At 32.8% G+C, this 22,415-nt stretch carries 19 protein-coding genes and 3 tRNA genes; 13 read left to right on the forward strand and 9 right to left on the reverse strand.

Translation table 11 applies throughout. From position 1 onward, the window contains the following. Window positions 1-65 precede the first annotated feature (65 nt). The gene (locus AABL81_RS11995; protein WP_341341145.1) at window positions 66-797 is read left to right on the forward strand and encodes a biotin--[acetyl-CoA-carboxylase] ligase; all 732 of its coding nucleotides are present in this window, start codon (window positions 66-68) and stop codon (window positions 795-797) included. Between the two features lie 719 nt (window positions 798-1,516). Here AABL81_RS11995 and msrB read toward each other — a convergent pair. Together msrB and AABL81_RS12005 are read right to left on the reverse strand one after the other, a co-directional pair. Next, on the reverse strand, window positions 1,517-1,993 hold the full coding sequence (gene msrB, locus AABL81_RS12000) for a peptide-methionine (R)-S-oxide reductase MsrB (RefSeq protein WP_341341146.1): 477 nt from the start codon (window positions 1,991-1,993) through the stop codon (window positions 1,517-1,519). Then, window positions 1,993-2,865 carry an alpha/beta hydrolase gene (locus tag AABL81_RS12005; RefSeq protein WP_341341147.1) on the reverse strand — a complete coding sequence of 291 codons (873 nt, stop codon included), beginning with the start codon at window positions 2,863-2,865 and terminating at the stop codon, window positions 1,993-1,995. Before AABL81_RS12005 ends, msrB begins: the two co-directional genes overlap by 1 nt. A gap of 279 nt (window positions 2,866-3,144) precedes the next feature. Here AABL81_RS12005 and AABL81_RS12010 point away from each other — a divergent pair, with 279 nt between their 5' ends. The 6 genes from AABL81_RS12010 (at window position 3,145) to AABL81_RS12035 (ending at window position 11,437) form a co-directional block, all read left to right on the forward strand. Next, window positions 3,145-3,960: a M48 family metallopeptidase gene (locus AABL81_RS12010; RefSeq protein WP_158209212.1), complete on the forward strand. Its 816-nt coding sequence runs from the start codon at window positions 3,145-3,147 to the stop codon at window positions 3,958-3,960. A 59-nt stretch (window positions 3,961-4,019) separates the two neighbouring features. Continuing rightward, window positions 4,020-5,324, forward strand: coding sequence for an MFS transporter (locus tag AABL81_RS12015; protein ID WP_341341148.1), 1,305 nt, complete (start codon window positions 4,020-4,022; stop codon window positions 5,322-5,324). 61 nt (window positions 5,325-5,385) lie between these two features. Beyond that, complete coding sequence (locus AABL81_RS12020) at window positions 5,386-6,342, forward strand: hypothetical protein (RefSeq protein ID WP_341341149.1); 957 nt, start codon at window positions 5,386-5,388, stop codon at window positions 6,340-6,342. Window positions 6,343-6,542: 200 nt separating this feature from the next. Then, window positions 6,543-9,014, forward strand: a complete 2,472-nt coding sequence (gene lon, locus AABL81_RS12025) for an endopeptidase La (RefSeq protein ID WP_341341150.1) — start codon at window positions 6,543-6,545, stop codon at window positions 9,012-9,014. A 288-nt stretch (window positions 9,015-9,302) separates the two neighbouring features. After that, window positions 9,303-9,989: a (d)CMP kinase gene (gene cmk, locus AABL81_RS12030; protein ID WP_158209208.1), complete on the forward strand. Its 687-nt coding sequence runs from the start codon at window positions 9,303-9,305 to the stop codon at window positions 9,987-9,989. An 83-nt stretch (window positions 9,990-10,072) separates the two neighbouring features. After that, window positions 10,073-11,437: a nucleoside permease gene (locus tag AABL81_RS12035; protein WP_158209207.1), complete on the forward strand. Its 1,365-nt coding sequence runs from the start codon at window positions 10,073-10,075 to the stop codon at window positions 11,435-11,437. Between the two features lie 133 nt (window positions 11,438-11,570). Here AABL81_RS12035 and AABL81_RS12040 read toward each other — a convergent pair whose 3' ends face one another. The 3 genes from AABL81_RS12040 to AABL81_RS12050 all read right to left on the reverse strand — a co-directional run bounded on the left by AABL81_RS12040 (window position 11,571) and on the right by AABL81_RS12050 (window position 15,154). Beyond that, window positions 11,571-12,920, reverse strand: coding sequence for a DEAD/DEAH box helicase (locus AABL81_RS12040; RefSeq protein WP_158209206.1), 1,350 nt, complete (start codon window positions 12,918-12,920; stop codon window positions 11,571-11,573). A 209-nt stretch (window positions 12,921-13,129) separates the two neighbouring features. Continuing rightward, window positions 13,130-13,891, reverse strand: coding sequence for a C40 family peptidase (locus AABL81_RS12045; protein ID WP_341341151.1), 762 nt, complete (start codon window positions 13,889-13,891; stop codon window positions 13,130-13,132). Window positions 13,892-13,975: 84 nt separating this feature from the next. Further along, on the reverse strand, window positions 13,976-15,154 hold the full coding sequence (locus tag AABL81_RS12050; protein ID WP_341341152.1) for an acetyl-CoA C-acyltransferase: 1,179 nt from the start codon (window positions 15,152-15,154) through the stop codon (window positions 13,976-13,978). A 281-nt stretch (window positions 15,155-15,435) separates the two neighbouring features. Between AABL81_RS12050 and AABL81_RS12055 the strand changes: the two genes are divergently transcribed. From AABL81_RS12055 to AABL81_RS12070, 4 genes are all read left to right on the forward strand, one after another. Then, a tRNA-Ser gene (locus tag AABL81_RS12055) sits at window positions 15,436-15,519 on the forward strand. Between the two features lie 8 nt (window positions 15,520-15,527). Next, window positions 15,528-15,602: transfer RNA gene (locus tag AABL81_RS12060), tRNA-Pro, on the forward strand. 24 nt (window positions 15,603-15,626) lie between these two features. Continuing rightward, window positions 15,627-15,700, forward strand: a tRNA-Arg gene (locus tag AABL81_RS12065). Between the two features lie 206 nt (window positions 15,701-15,906). Further along, window positions 15,907-16,707 carry an alpha/beta fold hydrolase gene (locus AABL81_RS12070; protein WP_341341153.1) on the forward strand — a complete coding sequence of 267 codons (801 nt, stop codon included), beginning with the start codon at window positions 15,907-15,909 and terminating at the stop codon, window positions 16,705-16,707. Here the strand turns inward: AABL81_RS12070 and AABL81_RS12075 are convergent. The 3 genes from AABL81_RS12075 to AABL81_RS12085 all read right to left on the reverse strand — a co-directional run bounded on the left by AABL81_RS12075 (window position 16,702) and on the right by AABL81_RS12085 (window position 18,612). Next, the gene (locus AABL81_RS12075) at window positions 16,702-16,905 is read right to left on the reverse strand and encodes a hypothetical protein (RefSeq protein ID WP_158209203.1); all 204 of its coding nucleotides are present in this window, start codon (window positions 16,903-16,905) and stop codon (window positions 16,702-16,704) included. The two genes, AABL81_RS12070 and AABL81_RS12075, sit on opposite strands and share 6 nt — an antisense overlap. Before the next feature lie 138 nt (window positions 16,906-17,043). Next, window positions 17,044-17,952, reverse strand: coding sequence for a lytic transglycosylase domain-containing protein (locus AABL81_RS12080; RefSeq protein WP_341341154.1), 909 nt, complete (start codon window positions 17,950-17,952; stop codon window positions 17,044-17,046). Then, window positions 17,953-18,612, reverse strand: a complete 660-nt coding sequence (locus tag AABL81_RS12085) for an alpha/beta hydrolase (protein WP_341341155.1) — start codon at window positions 18,610-18,612, stop codon at window positions 17,953-17,955. Between the two features lie 190 nt (window positions 18,613-18,802). On the opposite strand from AABL81_RS12085, the gene AABL81_RS12090 reads away from it, so the two are divergent. Next, window positions 18,803-19,084 carry a GNAT family N-acetyltransferase gene (locus AABL81_RS12090; protein WP_158209200.1) on the forward strand — a complete coding sequence of 94 codons (282 nt, stop codon included), beginning with the start codon at window positions 18,803-18,805 and terminating at the stop codon, window positions 19,082-19,084. A 100-nt stretch (window positions 19,085-19,184) separates the two neighbouring features. On the opposite strand, the gene mtaB is transcribed toward AABL81_RS12090, so the two are convergent. Beyond that, a complete protein-coding gene (gene mtaB / locus AABL81_RS12095) occupies window positions 19,185-20,501 on the reverse strand; it encodes a tRNA (N(6)-L-threonylcarbamoyladenosine(37)-C(2))-methylthiotransferase MtaB (RefSeq protein WP_158209199.1) in 1,317 nt (438 codons plus the stop codon). 91 nt (window positions 20,502-20,592) lie between these two features. Between mtaB and AABL81_RS12100 the strand changes: the two genes are divergently transcribed. Then, entirely contained in the window at window positions 20,593-22,191 is a 1,599-nt protein-coding gene (locus AABL81_RS12100; protein ID WP_341341156.1) for an ABC transporter substrate-binding protein, read from the forward strand. The last annotated feature ends 224 nt before the right edge of the window (window positions 22,192-22,415 follow it).

A 22,415-nucleotide genomic window follows, 5' to 3' on the forward strand; every position in this document is an offset into this window, starting at 1 on the left:
TAATGTTAGCTAAATTTGGTTCCAAATATAATGAAACCGTTCTGAATAGACTATAATAATTTTGTATGAATATTATCAAACTCGATGCCATAGGGTCTACTAATACCTATTTGAAAGACTTACTTACAGTTTCTAACTTAGAAAACCTCACCGTTGTTTCGGCAGAAAATCAATTCGCTGGTAAAGGACAAAGGGGAAGTACTTGGACTTCTGAAGTGGGTAGTAGTCTAAGCTTTAGTGTTTTAATGAAGGATGTCTTGTCTTCTCCAGAATACGTTTTTGATTTAAACGTGATGGTCGCTTTGAGTGTTTATCAAGCTTTAAAAAAAACTTATAACCTGCCATTTTATATAAAATGGCCAAACGACATTTTGTCATATAATAAGAAAATATGTGGCATATTGATAGAGAACATCATTAAAGCTAATGGAGAGACTCAATCTATTGTCGGTATAGGTGTCAATGTTAATCAAGAAAGCTTTGATGATTTTCCACAAGCAAGTTCAATATTTAAGTTAACTGGTGATAAAACTGATAAAGATGTTCTCTTATATACTATAGTGAATGAATTGAAATATTATAGTGAACAATATCTTAGTAAAGGTGGTGACTTTTTATGGGACGAATACCATTCTCATTTATATCGTATAAATACGCCTACCGTATTTGAAAATATTGATAATACTCGTTTTATGGGTATAATAAAAGGAGTAACTAAATATGGATTGCTTTGTATTCAGTTAGAGGATGATAGCATTCAAGAATTTGGGATGAAAGAAATAAAAATGTTGTATTAAAGAGATTTTTAATTTCCTTTTGAGAGTTCTTCTCTTACTCTAAAGACTCAATAAAATACTTTTCTGTATTAATATAAAAGCATCATTTTTACATTGAAAAAAGTCAATACTTTATTTTGTAAGTGTGTATTTTAGTAATGAAATTATAGTTTCGTTGGACAATGCTCTGAGTATTGTCCGACTATTGTTCGACAAAATGTTTCTCAGCTCAGTAATGTCGGACAATAGTCGGATGATTGTCAGACAATAGTGCTTTAAGCCTTGTAAATGTTAGGGTTAGCTATCTATCTGGATTTGAGGAGGTATTATTCTTTTAGTTGTGTAAGTTATTGGTTTATAGTTTGTTATTGCTTTTTTGAGTGTTCTATATAGTGATAATAAGTAAGTCTTTTTTACTACTTTTTTAGCTAAAATGAGTTGAAAAAAGATTTTTTTAGACTGTTTTTAGTCAAAAAGAGAAAAGTTTTAATTAAAGAAAATAGATTATTCTTTAATTATCTAAGATTAATAGACTTGTGTATAATGTTTTTTACTTAGAAAAGAAGTAGTGTAAAGAGCTTGAATAATCTTAAGAGAAGAACGAAAGTTTGTATTTCTTATTTTGGTAATGATTTATAGATAATCTCATTTACTAAGTAGATAATACAGTTATGATGCAAAAAAAATAGAGATTAATATAGTAGTCTACTATGTTAATCTCTGTTTTGTAAGAAATAATGTTATTTTTCTGAAACGAACTTTAAAGAAATTGAATTCATACAATATCTTTCGCCAGTTGTTTCTTGTGGTCCATCAGGAAATACGTGACCTAAGTGCCCGTGGCAAGTAGAGCAGACAACTTCCGTTCTAATCATACCGTGAGTTGTATCTCTAATATATTCAACAGAACCTTTGATTGCTTTGTCAAATGAAGGCCAACCACAGTGACTATCAAATTTAGTGTCCGAATCAAAAAGTTTTTGATTACAGCCAGCACAGTGATAGCTTCCTTTTTCAAATAAATCATTGTACTCTCCTGTAAAAGGTCTTTCTGTACCCTTTTGTCTTAATACATAGTATTGTTCTGGAGTCAATGTTTGTTGCCATTGTTCTTCAGTCGTAGTTGTATCTTTCTTCATAATTGGTGTATTTTGATACGTTGTGTTTTTACAAGCTATCAAAGATAATATCATAATTAAGAAAAGGTAATATTTCATTATTCTATATCTTGAATAAAGTCTTTAATTCTTTCTATTACTTTTTTATCACCAAGAATCTTTCTATGACCTAAAGTCTGTGTTACCATTAATTGTGCATCAACAGCATTCTTTTTAATTTGATAAGCAGCCTTTACGGGTACATCTAAATCATCTTCGTCGTGTATGATCAATAGAGGTATTTTAATTGTTTTAGCAGCATTGTGTACGCAATAGCTTTCCATTGTTTGATTAAACTGTTTCTCAAAACGTTGTTTAATTAATTTAGAAATAACTGGTTTTAGTTTAATTTGTTCAACGAAGTCATCTATTACATCTTCAACCACGTCACCACTTCCAATGATTACTGCTTTTTTAGCTTTAAAGCCATCTTTTAAAGCATTCATAGTAGTCATTCCGCCAAGAGAGTGTCCAATTACTAAATCAAAGGGACCGAATTGTTTTTCTACTTCAAAGGCAGAAGCAATAAATTCAGTCATATTTGTTTTCGTTTTTGGCGATTTCCCGTGTCCAGGTGCATCAAAACTTACGATGTCATAGCCCTGTCTCATTAGCATATTAGCTATTGTGATTAATTGCGTACCTCTACCATTCCATCCGTGAATCAAAAGAGCTTTTTTCGTAGCAGCTTTATTTGTACCATATTGGTATACAAAAATATCTTTCTTTAATTTAGGTACAGCTATTTCAGTTACAACACTTTTATCAAGCATTTCCTTCTCTCTTTTTGGTGGTTTAAATTTAAGAGGAGTAATAAATAAATTTTGAGCAAAACGAGTTGCTAAATTATTTGAAAATAGTTGTAGTGTTTTTCCTATTACTATTATGCTTTTAGGTATTTCAAGCGATTGTTTTGGTTTTTGATTTTGCATTATAATAATCTTGTAATGCTGTAAAATTACAAAATTAAAGTACTATGCAAGCCTACTATTTGGTGATATTCTCATTTATTGCAGTTTAAAGCGTTATCATTTTCAAATTTGGATATTTATTATGTTATAAATGAATCAGTTTTGTTTAAATAAAGGTGTTTTAAAGATAATTATTTGCCGATATTGATATCATACTGAGTAAGTAAGACAATAATAAATGCGAATTAAAAGTTTTTTATATTGCTAAATCCTATTATTTTTGACAAAAAAATAAGTGGTATGAAAAAAGTATTTTTTGTAGCAGGTAGTGCTTTATTATTGGCAGCTTGTGCTACTAATCCTTTTACAGGAAAAAAAACAATGGCGTTTCAGTCAAATGCAAATTTATTTCCTATGGCTTTCCAACAATATGATGATTTCTTGAAAGAGAATAAAGCTGTTAAAGGAACAAAAGATGCAAAACGTATTGAAGAAGTAGGAACAAGAATTAAAGCTGCAGCCGAGAAATGGTTAACAGCAAATGGTCATGGTTCTTATTTAAATGACTATCGTTGGGAATACAATTTGGTAGATAATAAAGAGTTAAACGCTTGGTGTATGCCTGGTGGTAAGATTGTATTTTATACAGGAATATTACCAGTCTGTAAAACAGATGCTGGTATTGCAACTGTAATGGGGCACGAAGTATCTCACGCATTAGCAAATCACGGACAACAACGTATGAGTGCAAGTATGCTTCAGCAAGGTGGTGCAATTGCACTTGATTTGTTAACTCAAAACTCAAGTCCTATTGCAAAACAAACTTGGGCAGCAGCTTATGGATATGGATCACAAGTAGGAGGAATGTTACCTTTTAGTCGTGCTAATGAAACAGAAGCTGATAAAATAGGATTAACATTAATGGCAATTGCGGGATATAATCCAGAAGAATCTGTAGAGTTTTGGTCTCGTATGGCTGCTAAAACAGGAGGAGATGGAGGTTCTTCATTTATGAGTACTCACCCGAGTAACCATGAACGTATTGAAAACCTTAAAAAATTAATTCCAGAAGCAAAAGCAGAAGCTGCAAAATTTGGTGTATATTTCAACAAGTAATATTTTATTAAATAAGCTACCTAATTAGGTAGCTTATTTTTTTGTTAAGCACTTGTACTATGACTCAATTTGTAAAAGGAGATAAGAGGTTGTTAAATGCTTGGGCATTTTACGACTGGGCTAATTCTGTATATGCACTTGTTATTTCGTCATCTATTTTTCCTCTCTACTATGGAGCTTTGTTTAGGGAGAGAGAGTTAGATCGTTTTCTTATTTTCGGACTTGATATTAAAAGTGAGTCTATTATCAGTTATATCACAGCAATTGGTTTTTTAATTGTTTGTATCATCTCTCCATTTTTATCTGGAATAGCAGATTACCTTGGGAACAAGAAATTCTTTATGAAGCTTTTTTGTGGAATAGGATCTATTTCTTGTATGCTTCTCTATTTTTTTAGCTTAGACTATATTCTACTCAGTTTATTGTTTTATATGTTCGGACTTATCGGTTTTTGGGGGAGTCTTGTTTTTTACAACTCTTATTTACCTGATATAGCCTTTCAAAACCAACAAGATAATATTAGTGCTAAAGGCTATGCTATGGGGTATGTAGGAAGTGTAATTTTACTATTGCTCAATTTGTTGTTAATAATGAAACACGAAACTTTTGGTTTTGATTCAGCTATGACTGCAATGCGCTATTCTTTTTTATTAGTTGGTATTTGGTGGATAGGCTTTAGTATCTACACCTTTAAATACTTGCCAGATTTTAAGAATGATAAAAAAATAACTAAATCCGTTTTTTTTAAGGGCTTTAGAGAATTAAAGAAAGTATGGGAGGAGTTACGTGGGTATAGTTCGTTGAAACGATATTTAGTTGCTTTTTTTGTTTATAGTATGGCGGTACAGACAGTAATGGTTATTGCTGCTTATTTTGGAGAAAAAGAAATCGCTTGGGAGACAGATAGTCAGCGTACTACAGGGTTAATATTAAGTATTTTAGTAATTCAATTAGTGGCTATACTTGGAGCTTATGCAACTTCAGGGATGTCAAAAAAAATAGGGAATATTTATACGCTTTGTGTTTTAAATGCGTTATGGATATTTATATGTGTTTATGCTTATACTATTGAAACGCCAAATGAGTTTTATGTTGCAGCTGGATTTGTTGGGCTTGTAATGGGAGGAATTCAATCATTATCTCGTTCTACATATTCTAAATTGCTTCCTGATACAACTGATACAACCTCTTTTTTTAGCTTTTATGATGTAACAGAAAAGTTAGGTATTGTATTAGGAATGGCAATGTATGGCTTGGTGAGTGATATAACTGGCAAAATGCAAAATGCGATATTATTCTTAATTGTTTTCTTTGCAATAGGCTTTGTTTTACTGTTAAGAGTGCCAAATAAGAGAATGATTTAATAGATGATAGTAATTTTATTGTAAATTTGTTAAAGTTTTTTATAAAAGAAAGAATTGAAAGATGAAAAAAGGATATAAATATATTGTAGCAAGTTGTTTATTAATAGCAGGTTTAGGTTTTGTTTCTTGTGATAATGAAAAGATAGACCCTTTGTTAGAAAACAATGTTATGGTAGGTAAACCATTAGTAAATCTAAATATCGAAGGAGAGAACTATATGGAGCGTGAGAAAATTATAGCTACTGTAGATAAAAATAGAGAATTTACTTTAAGAGTTGACAATTTAGGAGAAACAGGAGAGGATTACTTGATTGTGAATATTAAGAAGTTTGTACAAGGGAATTTTCCTACTAATGTAAATGAATCAACTTATTATTCAAAAAAAGATGATACTGAGTACACTACAAAAGATACACTTCGTCCTAATTGGGTAACAGGTATTATTTCTATGTCATATATTAATAAAAATGCAAGAGTAGTTAATGGAGGAATTGATATTAAAAGTATGATTCCATTGAATTCAGATAACCCTAATTTAAAGCCATTCCCTATTACAGGTGATTTTTCAAACATCCCGTATTCGAGATTAGAAAAAACATATTTTGATGCTTTTATTGGTGATGAGCCAATGCAAAATTCAAAAGAGAATATTGCGATAGATGATAATAGTCTTGTGATTTCAGGAACAGATGAAGTTGGTAAAACACAGTCTCTTTTTATTACGTTTACAAAAGGTTTGGCTTTAAAGTCTAATACTAAGTATGAACAAGATACTTTTAAGGCTGTATATACTTCACCTGAAGGAGTTAAATATGTTTCTTTAGAAGAAAATAGAAAGGATTCATATTTGATTGTTGAAGATGTTGAAAATGATACTCAAAATTTGGTAGAGCCTTTACGATTAAAAGGAACTTTTGATTTGGTTCTTTTTAAAGAAGATGATAAGGATGTGAGTATCAGGGTAACAGAAGGGGAATTCTCTTTTTTGAAGGTTGAAAAAACAAATGAAACGAAATAGCTTGTTTCCTAATAGGTTAAGTTGTTAAATCCTTACACTATTTGTAAGGATTTTTTTATGGCATAAAGATTGGAATGTTAAAGAGAGATTATAACTTATAAATTAATTTTTTGTTGGTTATCAGTTAGTTACGTTGTATGGTGTAGGATTAATACACAATATTATATGGCTATAACTGACAAAATGACGTAAATATAAATATGGCGGATCAAAAAATAATAACACTGGACAATTTGTCGTTACAAGATTTTGTTGATGGAGATTCTGAATTTATTCCAATTATGACTTCAGAAGATGAAGAGGAAATGAATAATGAAGAAATGCCTTTAGAAATCCCTATTTTACCATTGAGAAATATGGTATTGTTTCCAGGGGTTGTAATTCCTATTACAGCAGGAAGAGATAAATCAATTGAATTACTGAATAAAGCAAACAAGGGAGATAAAATAATAGGTGTTGTAGCCCAGAAGGATGAAGATGTAGATGACCCTACGGTTAACGATATTTATCATACAGGAACAGTTGCACGTATCATCAAATTATTAAAGCTACCTGATGGAAATATCACTGTGATTTTACAAGGTAAAAAACGTTTTGATATTGTTGAAATGGTAGAAGAGGAGCCTTTTATGAAGGCAACTATCAAAGAACGAGTTGAAACTCAACCTAAAAAAGGAGATAAAGAGTTTGTAGCTATTGTAGATTCGATAAAAGAACTTTCGTTAGAAATCATAAAAGAGAATCCTAATATCCCTTCAGAAGCTTCATTTGCAATTAACAATATTGATAGTAAGTCTTTTTTAATCAATTTTATTTCTTCAAACATTAGTTTGACAGTTGAACAAAAGCAAAACTTATTGTGTATTGATAATTTGAAAGATAGAGGACTTGATACTTTAAAAGAAATGAATTTAGAATTGCAGAAACTTGTTTTACGCAATCATATTCAAAGTAAAGTTCGCATTGATCTTGATCAACAGCAAAAAGAGTATTTCTTACATCAACAAATGAAAACTATTCAAGAAGAGCTTGGAGGCTTTTCAAATGAAGAAGAGTTTGAGGAAATGCGTAAAAAAGCTAAGAATAAAAAATGGAGTAAAGAGGTAAAAGAACGCTTTGAGAAGGAATTAATGAAATTTCAAAGAATGAATCCTCAAGTTGCTGAGTTTGGTATTCAACGCAATTATTTAGAGTTGTTATTGGAGTTACCTTGGGGGGAGTATTCTAAAGATAACTTTGACTTAAAAAATGCAGATAAAGTTTTAAATAAAGACCATTACGGAATTGAAGACGTTAAAAAGCGTGTTCTTGAACATATGGCAGTTCTTAAATTAAGAAATGATTTAAAATCACCTATTTTATGTTTATACGGACCTCCGGGGGTTGGTAAAACATCTATCGGGCGTTCTATTGCGAATGCTTTAGGTAGAGAGTATGTTCGTATTTCTTTAGGTGGATTGAGAGATGAAGCTGAAATTAGAGGACACAGAAAGACGTATATTGGTGCTATGCCAGGACGTATTATACAAAGTATTAAAAAGGCTAAAACGTCAAACCCTGTTTTCTTATTAGATGAAATTGATAAATTGTCATCAAGTCATAATGGAGACCCTTCTTCTGCTTTGTTAGAAGTATTGGATCCTGAACAAAACTCTGATTTCTATGATAACTTCTTAGAAATGGGGTATGATTTGTCTAAAGTTATGTTTATTGCTACTTCTAATAACTTAGGAACTATTCAACCTGCATTGCGTGATCGTATGGAGATTATTGAAATGACAGGATATACGATTGAAGAGAAGGTAGAAATAGGGAAAAAGCATTTGTTGCCAAAACAATTGAAAGAGCACGGTTTAACAACTAAAGACTTGTCAATTGGCAAGAAACAAATGGAGTTTATCGTTTCAAATTATACAAGAGAATCTGGTGTACGTGGTTTAGATAAACAGCTTGCACACGTTGCTCGTGGTGTTGCTAAGAGCATTGTAATGGAAGAAGAGTACAATGTAAAAATGACAGAAGCTGATATTCGTAAGATATTAGGAACACCTCGTTTTGAAAGCGATAAATATGAGAATAATGATGTAGCAGGAGTTGTAACTGGTTTAGCTTGGACAAGTGTTGGTGGTGATATTCTGTATATTGAGTCTATTGTTTCTAAAGGAAAAGGTGATTTGTCTATTACGGGTAATTTAGGAACCGTAATGAAAGAGTCTGCTACAATTGCACTTGAGTATATTAAGGCTCACGCAGATGAATTAGGTATTGCTCAAGAGACTCTTGATAATTATAAAATACATATTCACGTTCCTGAAGGAGCAACACCAAAAGATGGACCAAGTGCTGGTATTACAATGTTAACCTCTATGGTGTCTTCTTTTACACAGAAAAAAGTAAAGAAGAACTTAGCGATGACAGGAGAGATTACATTGAGAGGGAAAGTATTACCTGTAGGAGGAATAAAAGAAAAAATACTTGCAGCTAAAAGAGCTAATATCAAGGAAATTATCTTGTGTAAAGACAATAGAAAAGATATTGATGAAATAAAAGAAGAGTATTTAAAAGGATTAACATTCCACTATGTAGATCGTATGGAAGAAGTAATTGAATTAGCAATTACTGATCAAAAAGTAAAGAATGCAAAGAAGTTTGAAGCTGTAAAAGCAAAATAATCTCTTTATGCTATATATTTAAAAGCACCAGATAATTCATCTGGTGCTTTTTTTGTTTAATGAGCTGGTGTTATTCTCATATTTTAGTGCGTAATTTTTTATATTACTTTACCTTTGTAAACAATTGTCAAAATCTTTATTAGAAAGCATTAGTAGCAACTAAGAATATTGCATAAAATGAACTATTGTTTGTTTGTCGTTATATTGATATTAAAAGTGTGAAAACGTGATTTAATCTGTTATATTTGACATTAAGTAAAAACAGAAATTAATTTTAAATTTTTCAATTTGAAAAAGATCACCATAGCGATTGATGGCTTTTCATCTACGGGGAAAAGTACATTGGCAAAATCATTGGCAAAATCACTGAGTTACGTTTATATAGATACAGGAGCTATGTATCGTGCAGTAACTTTATACGCCATGAGAAAAGGCTTTATTAAAGAAGGTCATTTTGACAAAGAGGCATTGATAGATTCCCTTCATTTAATTGAACTTCATTTTGAATATAATCCAGAGCGTGGGTTTGCTGAAATTTATTTAAATCACAGTAATGTAGAGGACATCATTAGAACATTGGAAGTATCTAATTTTGTAAGTCAAATTGCTGAAATACCAGAAGTGCGTAGAAAATTAGTTGAACAACAACAAAACTTAGGTAAATCTAAAGGTGTTGTTATGGATGGTAGAGATATTGGTACTGTCGTTTTTCCAGATGCAGAATTAAAGATATTTATGACTGCTTCTCCTGAGATTAGGGCTCAACGTCGTTTTGATGAGTTAATTGTGAAAGATGAGACAATCAAATTTGAAGATGTTTTTAAAAATGTTGTAGAAAGAGATAAAATTGATACAACAAGAGCAGATTCTCCACTTGTAATGGCTGTAGATGCAGTTGAGGTTGATAACTCAAACCTTACTCGTGAGGAACAATTCGACTTAATTTTAGAATTAGCGCAAAATAAAATTAAGTAGAGAGTTGATTTAAAGTACTTTGTAAACTATAAATAAAAGTATTTTATCTTTAAATTTGTTAAGACTGATATAATAAAACAGAAATGAATATAAAAATTAAATTGACGTTTATGAGCTTCATGCAATTCTTTGTATGGGGAGCATGGTTAATCACAATAGGGAACTATTGGTTTGGAACAAAAGAGTGGAGTGGTAGTCAATTCGGTATCATTTTCGCAACAATGGGAATTGCTTCTATTTTTATGCCAACACTTGCAGGGATAGTAGCAGATAAATGGATTAATACGGAAAGATTATATGGTATCTTGCATATTCTTTATGGGGTTACTTTATTCGGTTTAGTTCAAGTTGACGATCCAGGAACGTTCTTTTGGGTGATGTTAGTAGCAATGTGTTGTTATATGCCTACTATTGCTTTGAGTAATTCTATTTCTTATGATGTATTAAAAGGAAATGGTTTTGATGTTGTTAAAGACTTCCCACCAATTCGTGTATTTGGTACAATAGGATTTATCGCTGCAATGTGGATGACAAATCTTACAGGTAATAAAGCAACCGAGTATCAGTTTTATATAGCAGGTGTAGGAGCAATTCTTTTAGGATTGTATTCTTTTACATTACCTAAATGTGAACCAAAAGGAGAGAAAGAAAGTGGTTCATTAATGGAGATGTTAGGATTAAATGCTTTTAAATTGTTTGGAAACTACAAGATGGCATTGTTCTTCTTCTTCTCAATGTTCTTAGGAGCTGCTTTGCAACTAACAAATGCTTATGGAGACGTTTTCTTAGATGAGTTTAAGTTTTTTCCAAAGTATGCTGATTCATTGGTTGTAAAGTATTCTACAATCATTATGTCAATTTCTCAGGTTTCTGAAACGTTATTCATTTTAGCTATTCCTTTCTTCCTTAAAAAATATGGTATCAAAACAGTAATGTTGTTATCAATGTTTGCTTGGGTATTAAGATTCGGTTTCTTAGGATTAGGAGATCCAGGTACAGGATTATGGATGATTATTATGTCTTGTGTTGTCTATGGTATGGCATTTGACTTCTTTAATATATCAGGTTCTTTATTCGTTGAGGGATCAACAGATTCTTCAATGCGTTCATCGGCTCAAGGGTTATTTATGATGATGACTAATGGGTTTGGTGCTGTATTAGGTAACTTAGTAGCAGGACGTCTTATTGATGTATACTTCTTACAACGCTTTACAGATGTAAGTAGTTTAGCTACCTATTTAGATACAACAACAGATAATAAAACATTATTATCTATGATTGCAGAGAAGGGATCTTCTGTTTTAACTGACGGTACATTAAGTACAGTAATTGAAATTAGAGATTGGGAACATATCTGGTTGACTTTTGCTGCTTATGCGTTGACTATTGCAATTCTATTTGCAGTTACATTTAAACATAAACACAATCCTGAAGAGATTAATATGTAATCTTTATAGGAGTTTAGATATTGAAAAGGCTTGCTGATTTTTACAATTAGCAAGCCTTTTTTAATGAGATAAAATAAAACTAAAAAGCCTCGTAAACTTATGTTTACGAGGCTTTTTTATGTGATAGAATCTACTATAGACCCTTGCGTTTAGCAGCTCTTTTAGCTTCAACAGCTCTATTTCTTGGTTTAGTTTTTCTTGGTTTACGTTTACCAGGTCCTCCTAAGTTTACTTTTTGGTTTTTGTCTTTCTTTTCGTGGAAAGCAGCGCCTTTTTCAATTGGCTTTTTAACTTTTACAAGTTGTTTTGCTTTTAGTTTTGATTTCTCAAACTCCATTAATTTATCAGAGATCTCGACTTCCTCAGGAATTTCCATTTCTCTAAGTTCTCTTTCCATCAATTCTTCAGCAGCCAATCTCATTTCTTCCTCTTTAGGGTCAACGAATGAAATAGCGATACCTTCTTTGTCTGCACGACCTGTACGTCCAATACGGTGAATATATTGCTCAGGAGACTCTGTAAACTGTAAGTTAACAACGTGTGAGATATCAGAAATATCTAATCCACGCGCCATAATATCAGTTGTCAGTAATCCACGTAGTTCACTTGCTTGGAATTCAGCCATAGAACGCATACGGAAGTTCTGAGACTTATTAGAGTGAATAACAGTAAATTCTTCAGGGAAAGCTTCTTCTAATTTCTCCATTACTACATCAGCAAGACGTTTACTGTTGATGAAAATAAGAACACGGTTATATACCTCTTTGTCACTTAATAGATGCATTAATAAATTCATCTTAGTAGTGAAGTTAGGAACTACATAAACTTGTTGGTCTATTTTTTCTAATGGAGTACCAGAAGCGGCTAAAGAAACTTCTTCAGGGAATTCAAAGTAGTCATCAAGAATTTCATCAACTTCTTCTGTCATTGTAGCAGAAAACAAGATGTTTTGTTTCTTGTTTTTCATCATTGCTAAAATAGATGTTAGCTGAGTACGGAAACCTAAGTTTAAGATCTCGTCAAATTCATCAATAACTAACTTCTGTAAGTTGTCAAAGCGAAGTACCCCGTCTAATGCAAGGTCCATCATACGTCCAGGTGTTCCTACAAGGATGTCCACCCCTTCGTAAACAGCTTTACGTTGTGTATTGATATTTGTACCTCCGTACACTCCAAGTGTACGAACTGACATATATTTAGTAAGTTTTTCTGTTTCTTCAACTACTTGCACCACTAACTCACGTGTAGGTACAATGATTACAACTCTTGGAGTTTCAAATTTGGCAAACTTCCATTGCTTTAAAATAGGTAATAAGTAAGCGAATGTCTTACCTGTACCAGTTTGTGCAATACCCATCATATCTCTACCTGATAATATAACAGGAAAAGATTTAGCTTGAATAGGGGTAGGAGATTTGAAATTTAGCTCGTTAAGGGCTTTATCTAAAGCTTTCGGTAGATTAAATTGCTCGAAAGTATTCATACATCTTTGATATTTGGGCAAAGATACATTTTATTTTTTTGCCATATCAAAAAGTTGCACAAGCAATTATAGTTAAAAATATCCTTTTATAACTGATTTGAGGGCTATTCGCAATTCTTTTTGTATTTGAAAACTAAAAACACAAGAAATCTCCCTTAAAGTTAAATAAAAGGGATACTGTGTTTTTATTGTAGAAATAAGATGTGTGATTAGATGATTTTCTTAATAACACGTAGTTTATGGGTATGTCTACCGGAGTCAATATTATAGATACCTAAATGGTCTAATCTATCAATGCGCACTTTTCCGTGTGCATGAATGATATAATTGTTTTCCATAATAATTCCTACGTGAACGATATTACCTTCTGCATTGTCAAAGAAAGCTAAATCACCTATTTCGCTCTCTTCAATAAAGCTTAGAGCTTCACCAATAGCAGCTTGTTGAGAGGCATCACGCGGTATTTTATAACCGTTAATACGGTAAACCATTTGTGTAAAACCAGAACAGTCAATTCCAAAAGGAGTCTTTCCTCCCCATAAATAAGGAGAATTTAAGTACATAAACGCAGTTTTTAGGAACGTTTGTTTGGTAAACTGACCAGTGATAGTCATCCCTTCATATGAGAATTGGTCCGTATTGATACTGGTCTTTTTTAAGCCAGTAAGACAACTTCCTAAAGGAATCGCCATGAGTTGGCTGTTTTGAGACGAAATGAAGTCTACCAAATCAGCAGAAAGAATAGGAGAGGTGTTTTGAAGATAGATAAAATCATCTTCAGAAATCTCTTGATATTGTTTATTATCTATCCAACCTTGGTATTTGTCAAAGGCTAATTCTATTTTAGACCACTTTTCAGTAGTTTCTAAAATAGTAAAATGTTCTCCGAATAAAACTTGTGTAACCATTTCACTTCGGTCAGTTGGTTCTGAGCGAAGGGGTACGATAGCAAGGTTGCAATATGCAAACATATTTGTAATTTGAATTATTGTACAAAAATAAAAGATGAGTTTGAACAAATCAAACTCATCTTCGATATATTGTGAAAATATATTTTATGCTCTTTCAATAACTAAAGCAGAAGCACCACCACCACCATTACAAATAGCAGCTGCACCAACTTTAGCATTGTTTTGTTCTAATACGCTTAATAAAGTAACGATAATACGTGCACCAGAACATCCAAGAGGGTGTCCTAATGAAACAGCACCACCATTTACGTTTACTTTTTCTGGGTCGATATTAAGTAATTTTGTGTTTACAATACCCACAACAGAGAACGCCTCATTAAATTCGAAGAAGTCAACATCTTCAACAGAAACGTTTGCTTTTTTAAGAGCAAGAGGTAAAGCTTTAGCAGGAGCAGTTGTAAACCACTCTGGTTCGTGAGCAGCATCAGCATATCCTTTGATATAAGCTAATGGTTTTAAACCTAAGCTCAATGCTTTTTCTTCACTCATAAGGACTACAGCAGCAGCTCCATCATTGATAGTAGAAGCATTTGCAGCAGTTACAGTACCTTCTTTAGTAAAAGCAGGACGTAAAGACGTTATTTTGTCAAGTTTCACATTTGTGTACTCCTCATCTTTAGAAACGATGATTGGTTCACCTCTGCGTTGAGGTACAGCAACAGGAACTGTTTCATTGTCAAATTTACCAGCATCCCAAGCTTTAGCTGAGCGCTCATATGATTTGATTGCAAAAGCATCTTGTTCTTCTCTTGAGATATTGTGAGTAGAAGCACATAAATCAGCAGAAACACCCATAGCGTTTTTGTCGTATGCATCTACAAGACCGTCATTTTGTAATCCGTCAATTAAAGTAGCAGGACCAAATTTGTTTCCATTACGCATATGGATGTAATGAGGAATCATACTCATATTCTCCATACCACCAGCAACAACAACATCTGCATCACCTGCTAAGATAGCTTGAGTAGCTTGCATAATAGCCTTCATACCTGACGCACAAACTTTATTTATTGTAGTACAAGGTACTTCATTAGATAAACCGGCATTTAATGCAGCTTGACGAGCAGGTGCTTGACCTTCTCCTGCTTGCACTACGTTCCCCATAATTACTTCATCCACTAATTTAGGATCAAGATTAATCTTATCTAAAGCACCTTTTATAGCAGTTGCTCCTAATGTAGTAGCAGGAACAGTTGATAAACTTCCTAAGAAACTACCAAGCGGTGTTCTTGCAGCTGAAACAATAACTACTTTTTTACTCATAATTTTTAGTATTAATTAAGTTGATTTACAATTTTGGTTGTTTTGCCCTATTAAGTAGGGCGCAAAAAAGTTTTGGGAAAATACATAAAATTTCTCGATTAAGAGAAATAAAAAATTAAATAATAAAAAAATGTTTTTTTCTTTAAATCATATCCTATTGATAATTAATTAGTTTGTTTTTTTATTGAAAAAAAATGCTTTTTTTTCTTGGTAAAGCTTGCATAGTATGAAAAGTAGTGCTAAGTTTGCATCCGCATTAGAGAAGTAATTATCTAAGCAACGGAGAGGTGCCGGAGTGGTAACGGAGCAGATTGCTAATCTGTCATCGGGTAACCGATGCCAGGGTTCGAGTCCCTGTCTCTCCGCTTATTTTCGGGGTGTAGCGTAGCCCGGTCATCGCGCCTGGTTTGGGACCAGGAGGTCGCAGGTTCGAATCCTGCCACCCCGACAAAAAATCCCAGTGATTTGGTAAGGTCCAATAGCTCAGCTGGATAGAGCAACTGCCTTCTAAGCAGTAGGTCTCAGGTTCGAATCCTGATTGGATCACAGTAAAAGCCCTTGTTTTCAAGGGCTTTTTTGTTTTTTATACTTTTCTATTTTATATCACTTTTATATCGTTAGGTTAACTACTTCCCTTAAAGTGACTATTGCTCCACGTCAATCTTAGCATTGTCTTTATTGTTACTATGCAGTAATTTTATTTTTGCCTTCCATAAAAATTGTCTTATTTAGCTTTCTAACAAATTGAGAATATGTACACCACAGAAGAAAAATATATCAAAGTAGGAGATAAGAATGTATTTATAAAACATCTTAAGCAAAGTACTCTTTCAGCAGGACACTTTACTTTAGTTATGTTGCACGATTCACTTGGATGTGTAACGCTGTGGAGAGATTGGCCAGAAATGCTTGCAAATAGCCTTAATTGTGATGTTGTTGCTTACGACCGTATTGGTTATGGACAATCAGATAAGATGGATACGCCTGTAAGATCGAAAGATTACTTAAAACAAGAAGCTGTATTCTTAAATTCAATGTTGGAAGAAATGAATTTATCGCATATCTGTACATTTGGACATAGTGATGGGGCTTCAATAGCTTTATTATTTGCAGCTATGTATCCTACAAAAACAATAAGTACAGTAGCTGAAGCAGGACATATATTTGTAGAAGAACTTACTTTATCAGGGGTTAGGGCGGCACAAGTTGCTTATGAAACTACTAATTTAAAAGATAGGTTAGTAAAATATCACGGAGATAGAGTGGATGATATTATGAAAGCTTGGGTGGATACTTGGTTGTCTCCTTCTTATAAGGACTGGACAGTAGCTGAAGAAATGAAAGCAATTAGTTCCCCTTTATTGTTTATACAAGGTCGTGATGACGAGTATGGAACATTAGAGCAAGTCAATGTAACCATTGCAAATGCACAAGGACTGACAAGAACTAAAATATTTGATAATATAGGGCATACACCCCACAAAGAGTGTAAAGAAGAAACGTTAGAGGTTATTACTTCTTTTTTAAAAGAAGTAATAAATGGTAAGTTATAACGATTTTAATTGTTCTATTTTGTCGTGAAATAGTTTTTCTAATCGTGGGTCAACACTGTTTAGATATCCTTTTCGTAAGCTATTTAAGTACATTTCTAAATCTGTAACTTTACAACCATCAGCAATATAAAAAGGAGTTTCAATATTCTTTTTTCTGATTTGCTCAAAAGCAGTTGTTACATATTGTTGTTTGTCCATAGTCTTGTAAAATGAAATCTTATTCACCACAAATATACAGCAGTTTTATAAGACAATACAATAATTGAATGAATAAGCTTATAAGCTAATGAATCATAAAGGAAAAGGCACTTCTAAATGAAGTGCCTTTTGTTATTTTTAGATCCCTTTTGTAGGAATTTCAATATCGTATGTTTTACCTTTTACCTTTAAGTTTGTGTTCACTAACCAAGGATTGTATAGTTTAAGTAGTTTATAGTTGATACCTTGTTCTTTTGCAAAAAGAGCTAAATCATCAATATCATAATCTACACTTACTTTTTTAGTAGGTACAATGTGGTATCTTTCATCAACAGGCACTTCAAAACCATATTTGATAGGATTATTCATAATCTCTTTCAATGCTAAAATTCTGAAAACGTAGCGAGATGTCTCTTGGTTTAAGAATAAATCATAGTAATTGTCTACGTATTGACTATCCATCGCACGTTGCATTCCCGCCATTCCTCTGTTATAAGCCGCCGCAACCATTGTCCAGTTTCCAAATCGTCTTTTCGCATCTTTGAAATACTGACAAGCTGCTTCAGTAGCCTTAATTAAGTCATATCTCTCGTCGATTGTTTCATCTACAAGCATTCCGTAGTCTTTAGCAGTACCTTTCATAAATTGCCAAAAACCACTTGCTCCAGCTGGTGAAACCGCATTTGCTAAAGCACTTTCAATAACACACAAGTATTTGAAATCGTCTGGAACTCCATTCTTTTTTAAGATTGGCTCAATGATAGGGAAGAATCTCTCTGCTCTTTTTATAGTGATGATAGTACTACCGTGTAGGTTTGTGTTTACTATCATTTCTCTGTCAAACCTTTCCTTAACATCTGTAATGTGTAGAGGAACTCTTTCGCCTGCAAACTCAGCGTTTTTAGGTAAGTTAAATACTTGCTCATTTCCATAAGCACTGTCTTCATTAGTAGTTAATTGTTTTCCTAATGAAGTAGAAAATATAAACGTAGAGGAAACAATAACCACTGCCGCTAATGAAATTACTGTTCTAACTGTCTTATTCATTTATTTTAAATGTATTAGTTTGTCTAAATGTTCGTTAAACCATTTGTACTTGATGATAATCATTGCGTGATTACCATTGGGTATAGTAATGGCGTTTTTTATGTTTTTAATTGGAAAGACTTCATCTTTTGTACCGTGAATTTGAATGACATTTTCTAAAGGCTCTTTTTGCTTCCAATTTAGAATTTCTCTGATACACCATTTAAGATAGTCTTTATCTCTTAAAGGTAAGTATTTGTTATATAATTCCAATCGTTTTTTCTTTTTCTCAGGAACGAACTTTTTGTAAATAGCCAATGCGTTGTCAGTATATCCGGTGGGTATTAACTTATAAAGTTGACTGTTCTTTAAAAAATGGAAAAATCTTGAAAATTCTGTATTAGAACGTACACTTGATATAATAATTGTTTTGTGTACAGAAATTATTTTACTTATTTCTTGCGCGATAATTCCGCCAAAGGACACACCAATTAGCACAGGATTTTCGTGTTTGATAAAAGGCAAATATCTTTTGACATAATCGTCTAAACTCTCACTCATTTCAATAGGTAACCATTCTAAAAAGATTAAATCGTATTTAGAATTATCTAAAGTTATTTTGTCGAAAATTACTGAGGTAGAGGACATACCAGGAAAGAAGTAAATAGGTATTTTGTTCATTTTAAACAAATTAAACGGAATTTACGAGGTATATTGGAATATATTCCCGAACTTTGCTAAATATAGAAATTATAGGGACTTTAAAAAAGAAATACGCCGTATTTATTTTTTTATTTTACTTCTCCACATATTACCTAATGGAATAAGTCGTCTATAATGGTTTTGGGAAACTTTAAAACTTACAGATATAATGGAAATCAAAGACAATGAGTTGCTACGTCAGTTCGAGTATGAATCTGAAAATGGGTTACTTAGTGTAGAGTATTCACTACAAGAAAGAAAAATTTTCCTTACGAAACTTAAAGGTTTGGAAAATGTAGTTCAAGGTCAGGCAGTTGACTTTTTAAAAGGAATTTTGGACTTAGTACGCGAGAAGAAGTTGAGAGTCGTACCTACGCATCCGAAGATTGTATCCTTCTTTAGAAAAAATCCAGTGTACAAAGAAATGTTACCTCCGGGGATTAGAATCTAATTATACAACCAAATAAAGATTAATTACACTTACATTTATAAATCCAGAGGATTAAAAAAGCCCTATATATACGTATATAGGGCTTTTTTAGTTATTGTTATTAGATGAAGTCTATTCTTACAATACCGTCATCATCTATTTTAGTCAATTTCACTTTGTGTAGTGTGTTCACCAATTCAGGGTTCCAAGGACACTTAACTTTTACATAGTTTTCTGTAAATCCGTGGATATATCCTTCTTTGTTTTCACTTTCAAAAAGAACCGTTTTCTCTTTTCCGATTTGAGATTCGTAAAAAGCACGTCTTTTCTTAACAGAAAGTCCGCGTAACATTTTACTTCTCTTATTACGTGCGTTCATTGGAACTACTTCTTCCATATCAACCGCTTCAGTGTTATCTCTTTCAGAGTACGTAAACACGTGTAAATAAGAAATATCAAGTTCGTTTAAGAAATTATATGTTTCTAAGAACTTCTCGTCTGTTTCACCAGGGAAACCAACAATCACGTCAACACCAATACAACAGTCTGGCATTACTTCTTTGATACGAGTAACACGCTCTACATATAACTCTCTTAAATAACGGCGTTTCATCTTTTTCAAGATATCATTACAACCCGATTGAAGAGGAATGTGGAAGTGAGGTACAAACGTTCTGCTTTGAGAAACGAAATCAATCGTTTCATTTTTCAATAAGTTTGGTTCAATAGATGAAATACGCAATCTTTCGATTCCTTCCACTTCATCCAAAGCTTGTACTAACTCAAGAAACGTATGTTCGTGTTTTTTATTTCCAAACTCACCTTTACCATAATCACCGATATTAACACCAGTAAGTACAATTTCTTTAATGTCTTGTGCTGCAATCTCACTCGCATTTTTCAAAACATTATCCATTGTATCACTTCTTGAGATACCTCTTGCTAAAGGAATAGTACAATAAGTACATTTATAATCACAACCGTCTTGTACCTTTAAGAAAGCTCTTGTTCTATCACCAATAGAATAACTACCTACATAAAAATCAGCTTCAGAGATTTCACAAGAGTGAACTTCTCCCATATCATTTTTAGAAAGGTCATTGATATAATCGGTAATTTTGAACTTCTCAGTAGCACCAAGCACTAAGTCAACTCCGTCTACAGCTACTAATTCCTCAGGTTTTAACTGAGCATAACATCCAACGGCAGCAACAAAGGCTTTGTTATTTTTCTTTTGAGCTTTTTTTACAATTTGTTTAAACTGTTTGTCTGCATTTTCTGTTACAGAACAAGTATTGATAACGTAGATATCTGCCACTTCATCAAACTCTACTCTGTCAAAACCTTCCTCTGCAAAGTTTCTTGCAATGGTAGATGTTTCAGAAAAGTTAAGTTTACAACCTAAGGTATAAAAAGCTACTTTTTTTCTATTTTCCATATTGATTACTTACTATAGTAGTAACTTTGAATTATATTTACTTTTTTCGATAATAAAAAGGTTTGCAAATTTACATACAAAATTCGGTTTGATGAAATCAATAATTTATTACGTTTCAATATTTTGTGTCGGTGTATTGGCTCTTTCGTGTCAAAATAAAACGACTAAAGATATAGATAAGGTAGTTTTTAGATATAATGAAAGTGCTAATATTCAAACATTAGACCCCGCTTTTGCACGCAGTATGGCCATAATTTGGCCTTGTAATCAATTGTTTAATGGGTTAGTACAATTAGATGATAGTCTGCACGTACAGCCCGATGTGGCTAAGTCGTGGACAATTAGTGAAGACGGAAAAACATATCAGTTTACACTTCGAAACGACGTTCGTTTTCACAAACATCCAAATTTTGGTGTAGATAGTACGCGTACAGTTACAGCTAATGACTTCGAATATAGCTTTTATCGTTTGTTAGACAGTAATGTCGTATCTCCAGGAGCGTGGATTTTTCAAAAGGTAGATTCGTTTAAAACAATTAACGATACTGTATTTCAAATTAACTTAAAAGAAGCATTTCCCGGATTTTTAGGGTTATTGTCAATGCGTTACGCATCAGTTGTACCCAAAGAAGTGGTGGAAGATAGAAGTTATGATTTTCGATCACATCCTATTGGAACAGGACCTTTCTATTTTAAGTTTTGGGAAGAGAATGTAAAACTTGTATTGCGTAAGAATACAGACTATTTTGAATATGATCAAGATGGCGTTAGATTACCTTATTTAGAGGCTGTTTCTGTTACTTTTTTACCAGACAAACAAAGTGGTTTTCTCCAGTTTATACAAGGTAATTTAGACTTTATTTCAGGATTAGACCCGTCGTATAAAGATGAGTTGATTACTGTAGATGGGAAGTTACAGGAGAAATACAATGAGCGAATTCAAATGGAAACTGGGCCATATTTGAATACAGAGTACCTTGGTTTTAACCTTGATGTACCTGGACCAACACAAGATAAGCGTATTCGAAAAGCGTTAAACATTGGCTTTGACAGACATAAAATGCTGTTGTATTTGCGCAATGGTATGGGGGAGAGTAACGTTGGAGGTATTATTCCAACAGGACTTGAAGGAAATATAAAAGTAGATAAACTTTATGATGTAGCCCAAGCGAAGTTATTAGTGGACTCGTACAAAAAAGAAACAGGACAAAAAAGTGTAGAGGTTGTTTTATCAACTAACGCTACTTATATAGATATTGGTGAGTATTTACAGCGCGAGTGGAAGAAAATAGGCGTAGATGTAGTGGTAGATGTAACCCCACCTGCCACGTTAAGACAAGGAATGGCATCGGGTAAGGTAGCCTTTTTTAGAGGGAGTTGGATTGCCGATTATCCTGATGCGGAAAACTATTTGTCACTTTTTTATTCGCAAAACAAAGCTCCTAACGGACCTAATTATACGCGCTTTGCCAATATAGAATACGATAAATTATATGCAAGTGCTTTTAAAGAGGTTGACAATAGTAAAAGACAAGCTATTTATGAAAAAATGGATGCTATTGTAGCCGATGAGGTACCCGCTATTATTTTGTTTTACGACAAAGCAGCAAGGTTCTCTCAGCAAGATATAAAAGGACTAGGAATTAATCCGATGAATAATCTCTTTTTAAAGAAAGTTAGAAAGGATTAATAGAAGTGTTCACAACAATAGTGTTACTCTGAAAACAAGAAAGTAGTAGATTATAAGAAAATAGCATCCTATTCCATAGGGTGCTATTTTTGTTTTAAAGAGCTTATGTCGTATTGTTTTAGCTTGATTAACTGGGAATATAAGTGGTTTTATTCTTAAATAAAAGTGCTTGACCCGTCCTGAAATAACTGTACAGTTTTAAAACAGTTAAAAATGGAAAATAG

It is taken from the genome of Myroides sp. C1519 (genome assembly GCF_038039755.1).
GTDB classification, from domain to species: domain Bacteria; phylum Bacteroidota; class Bacteroidia; order Flavobacteriales; family Flavobacteriaceae; genus Flavobacterium; species Flavobacterium phaeum_A.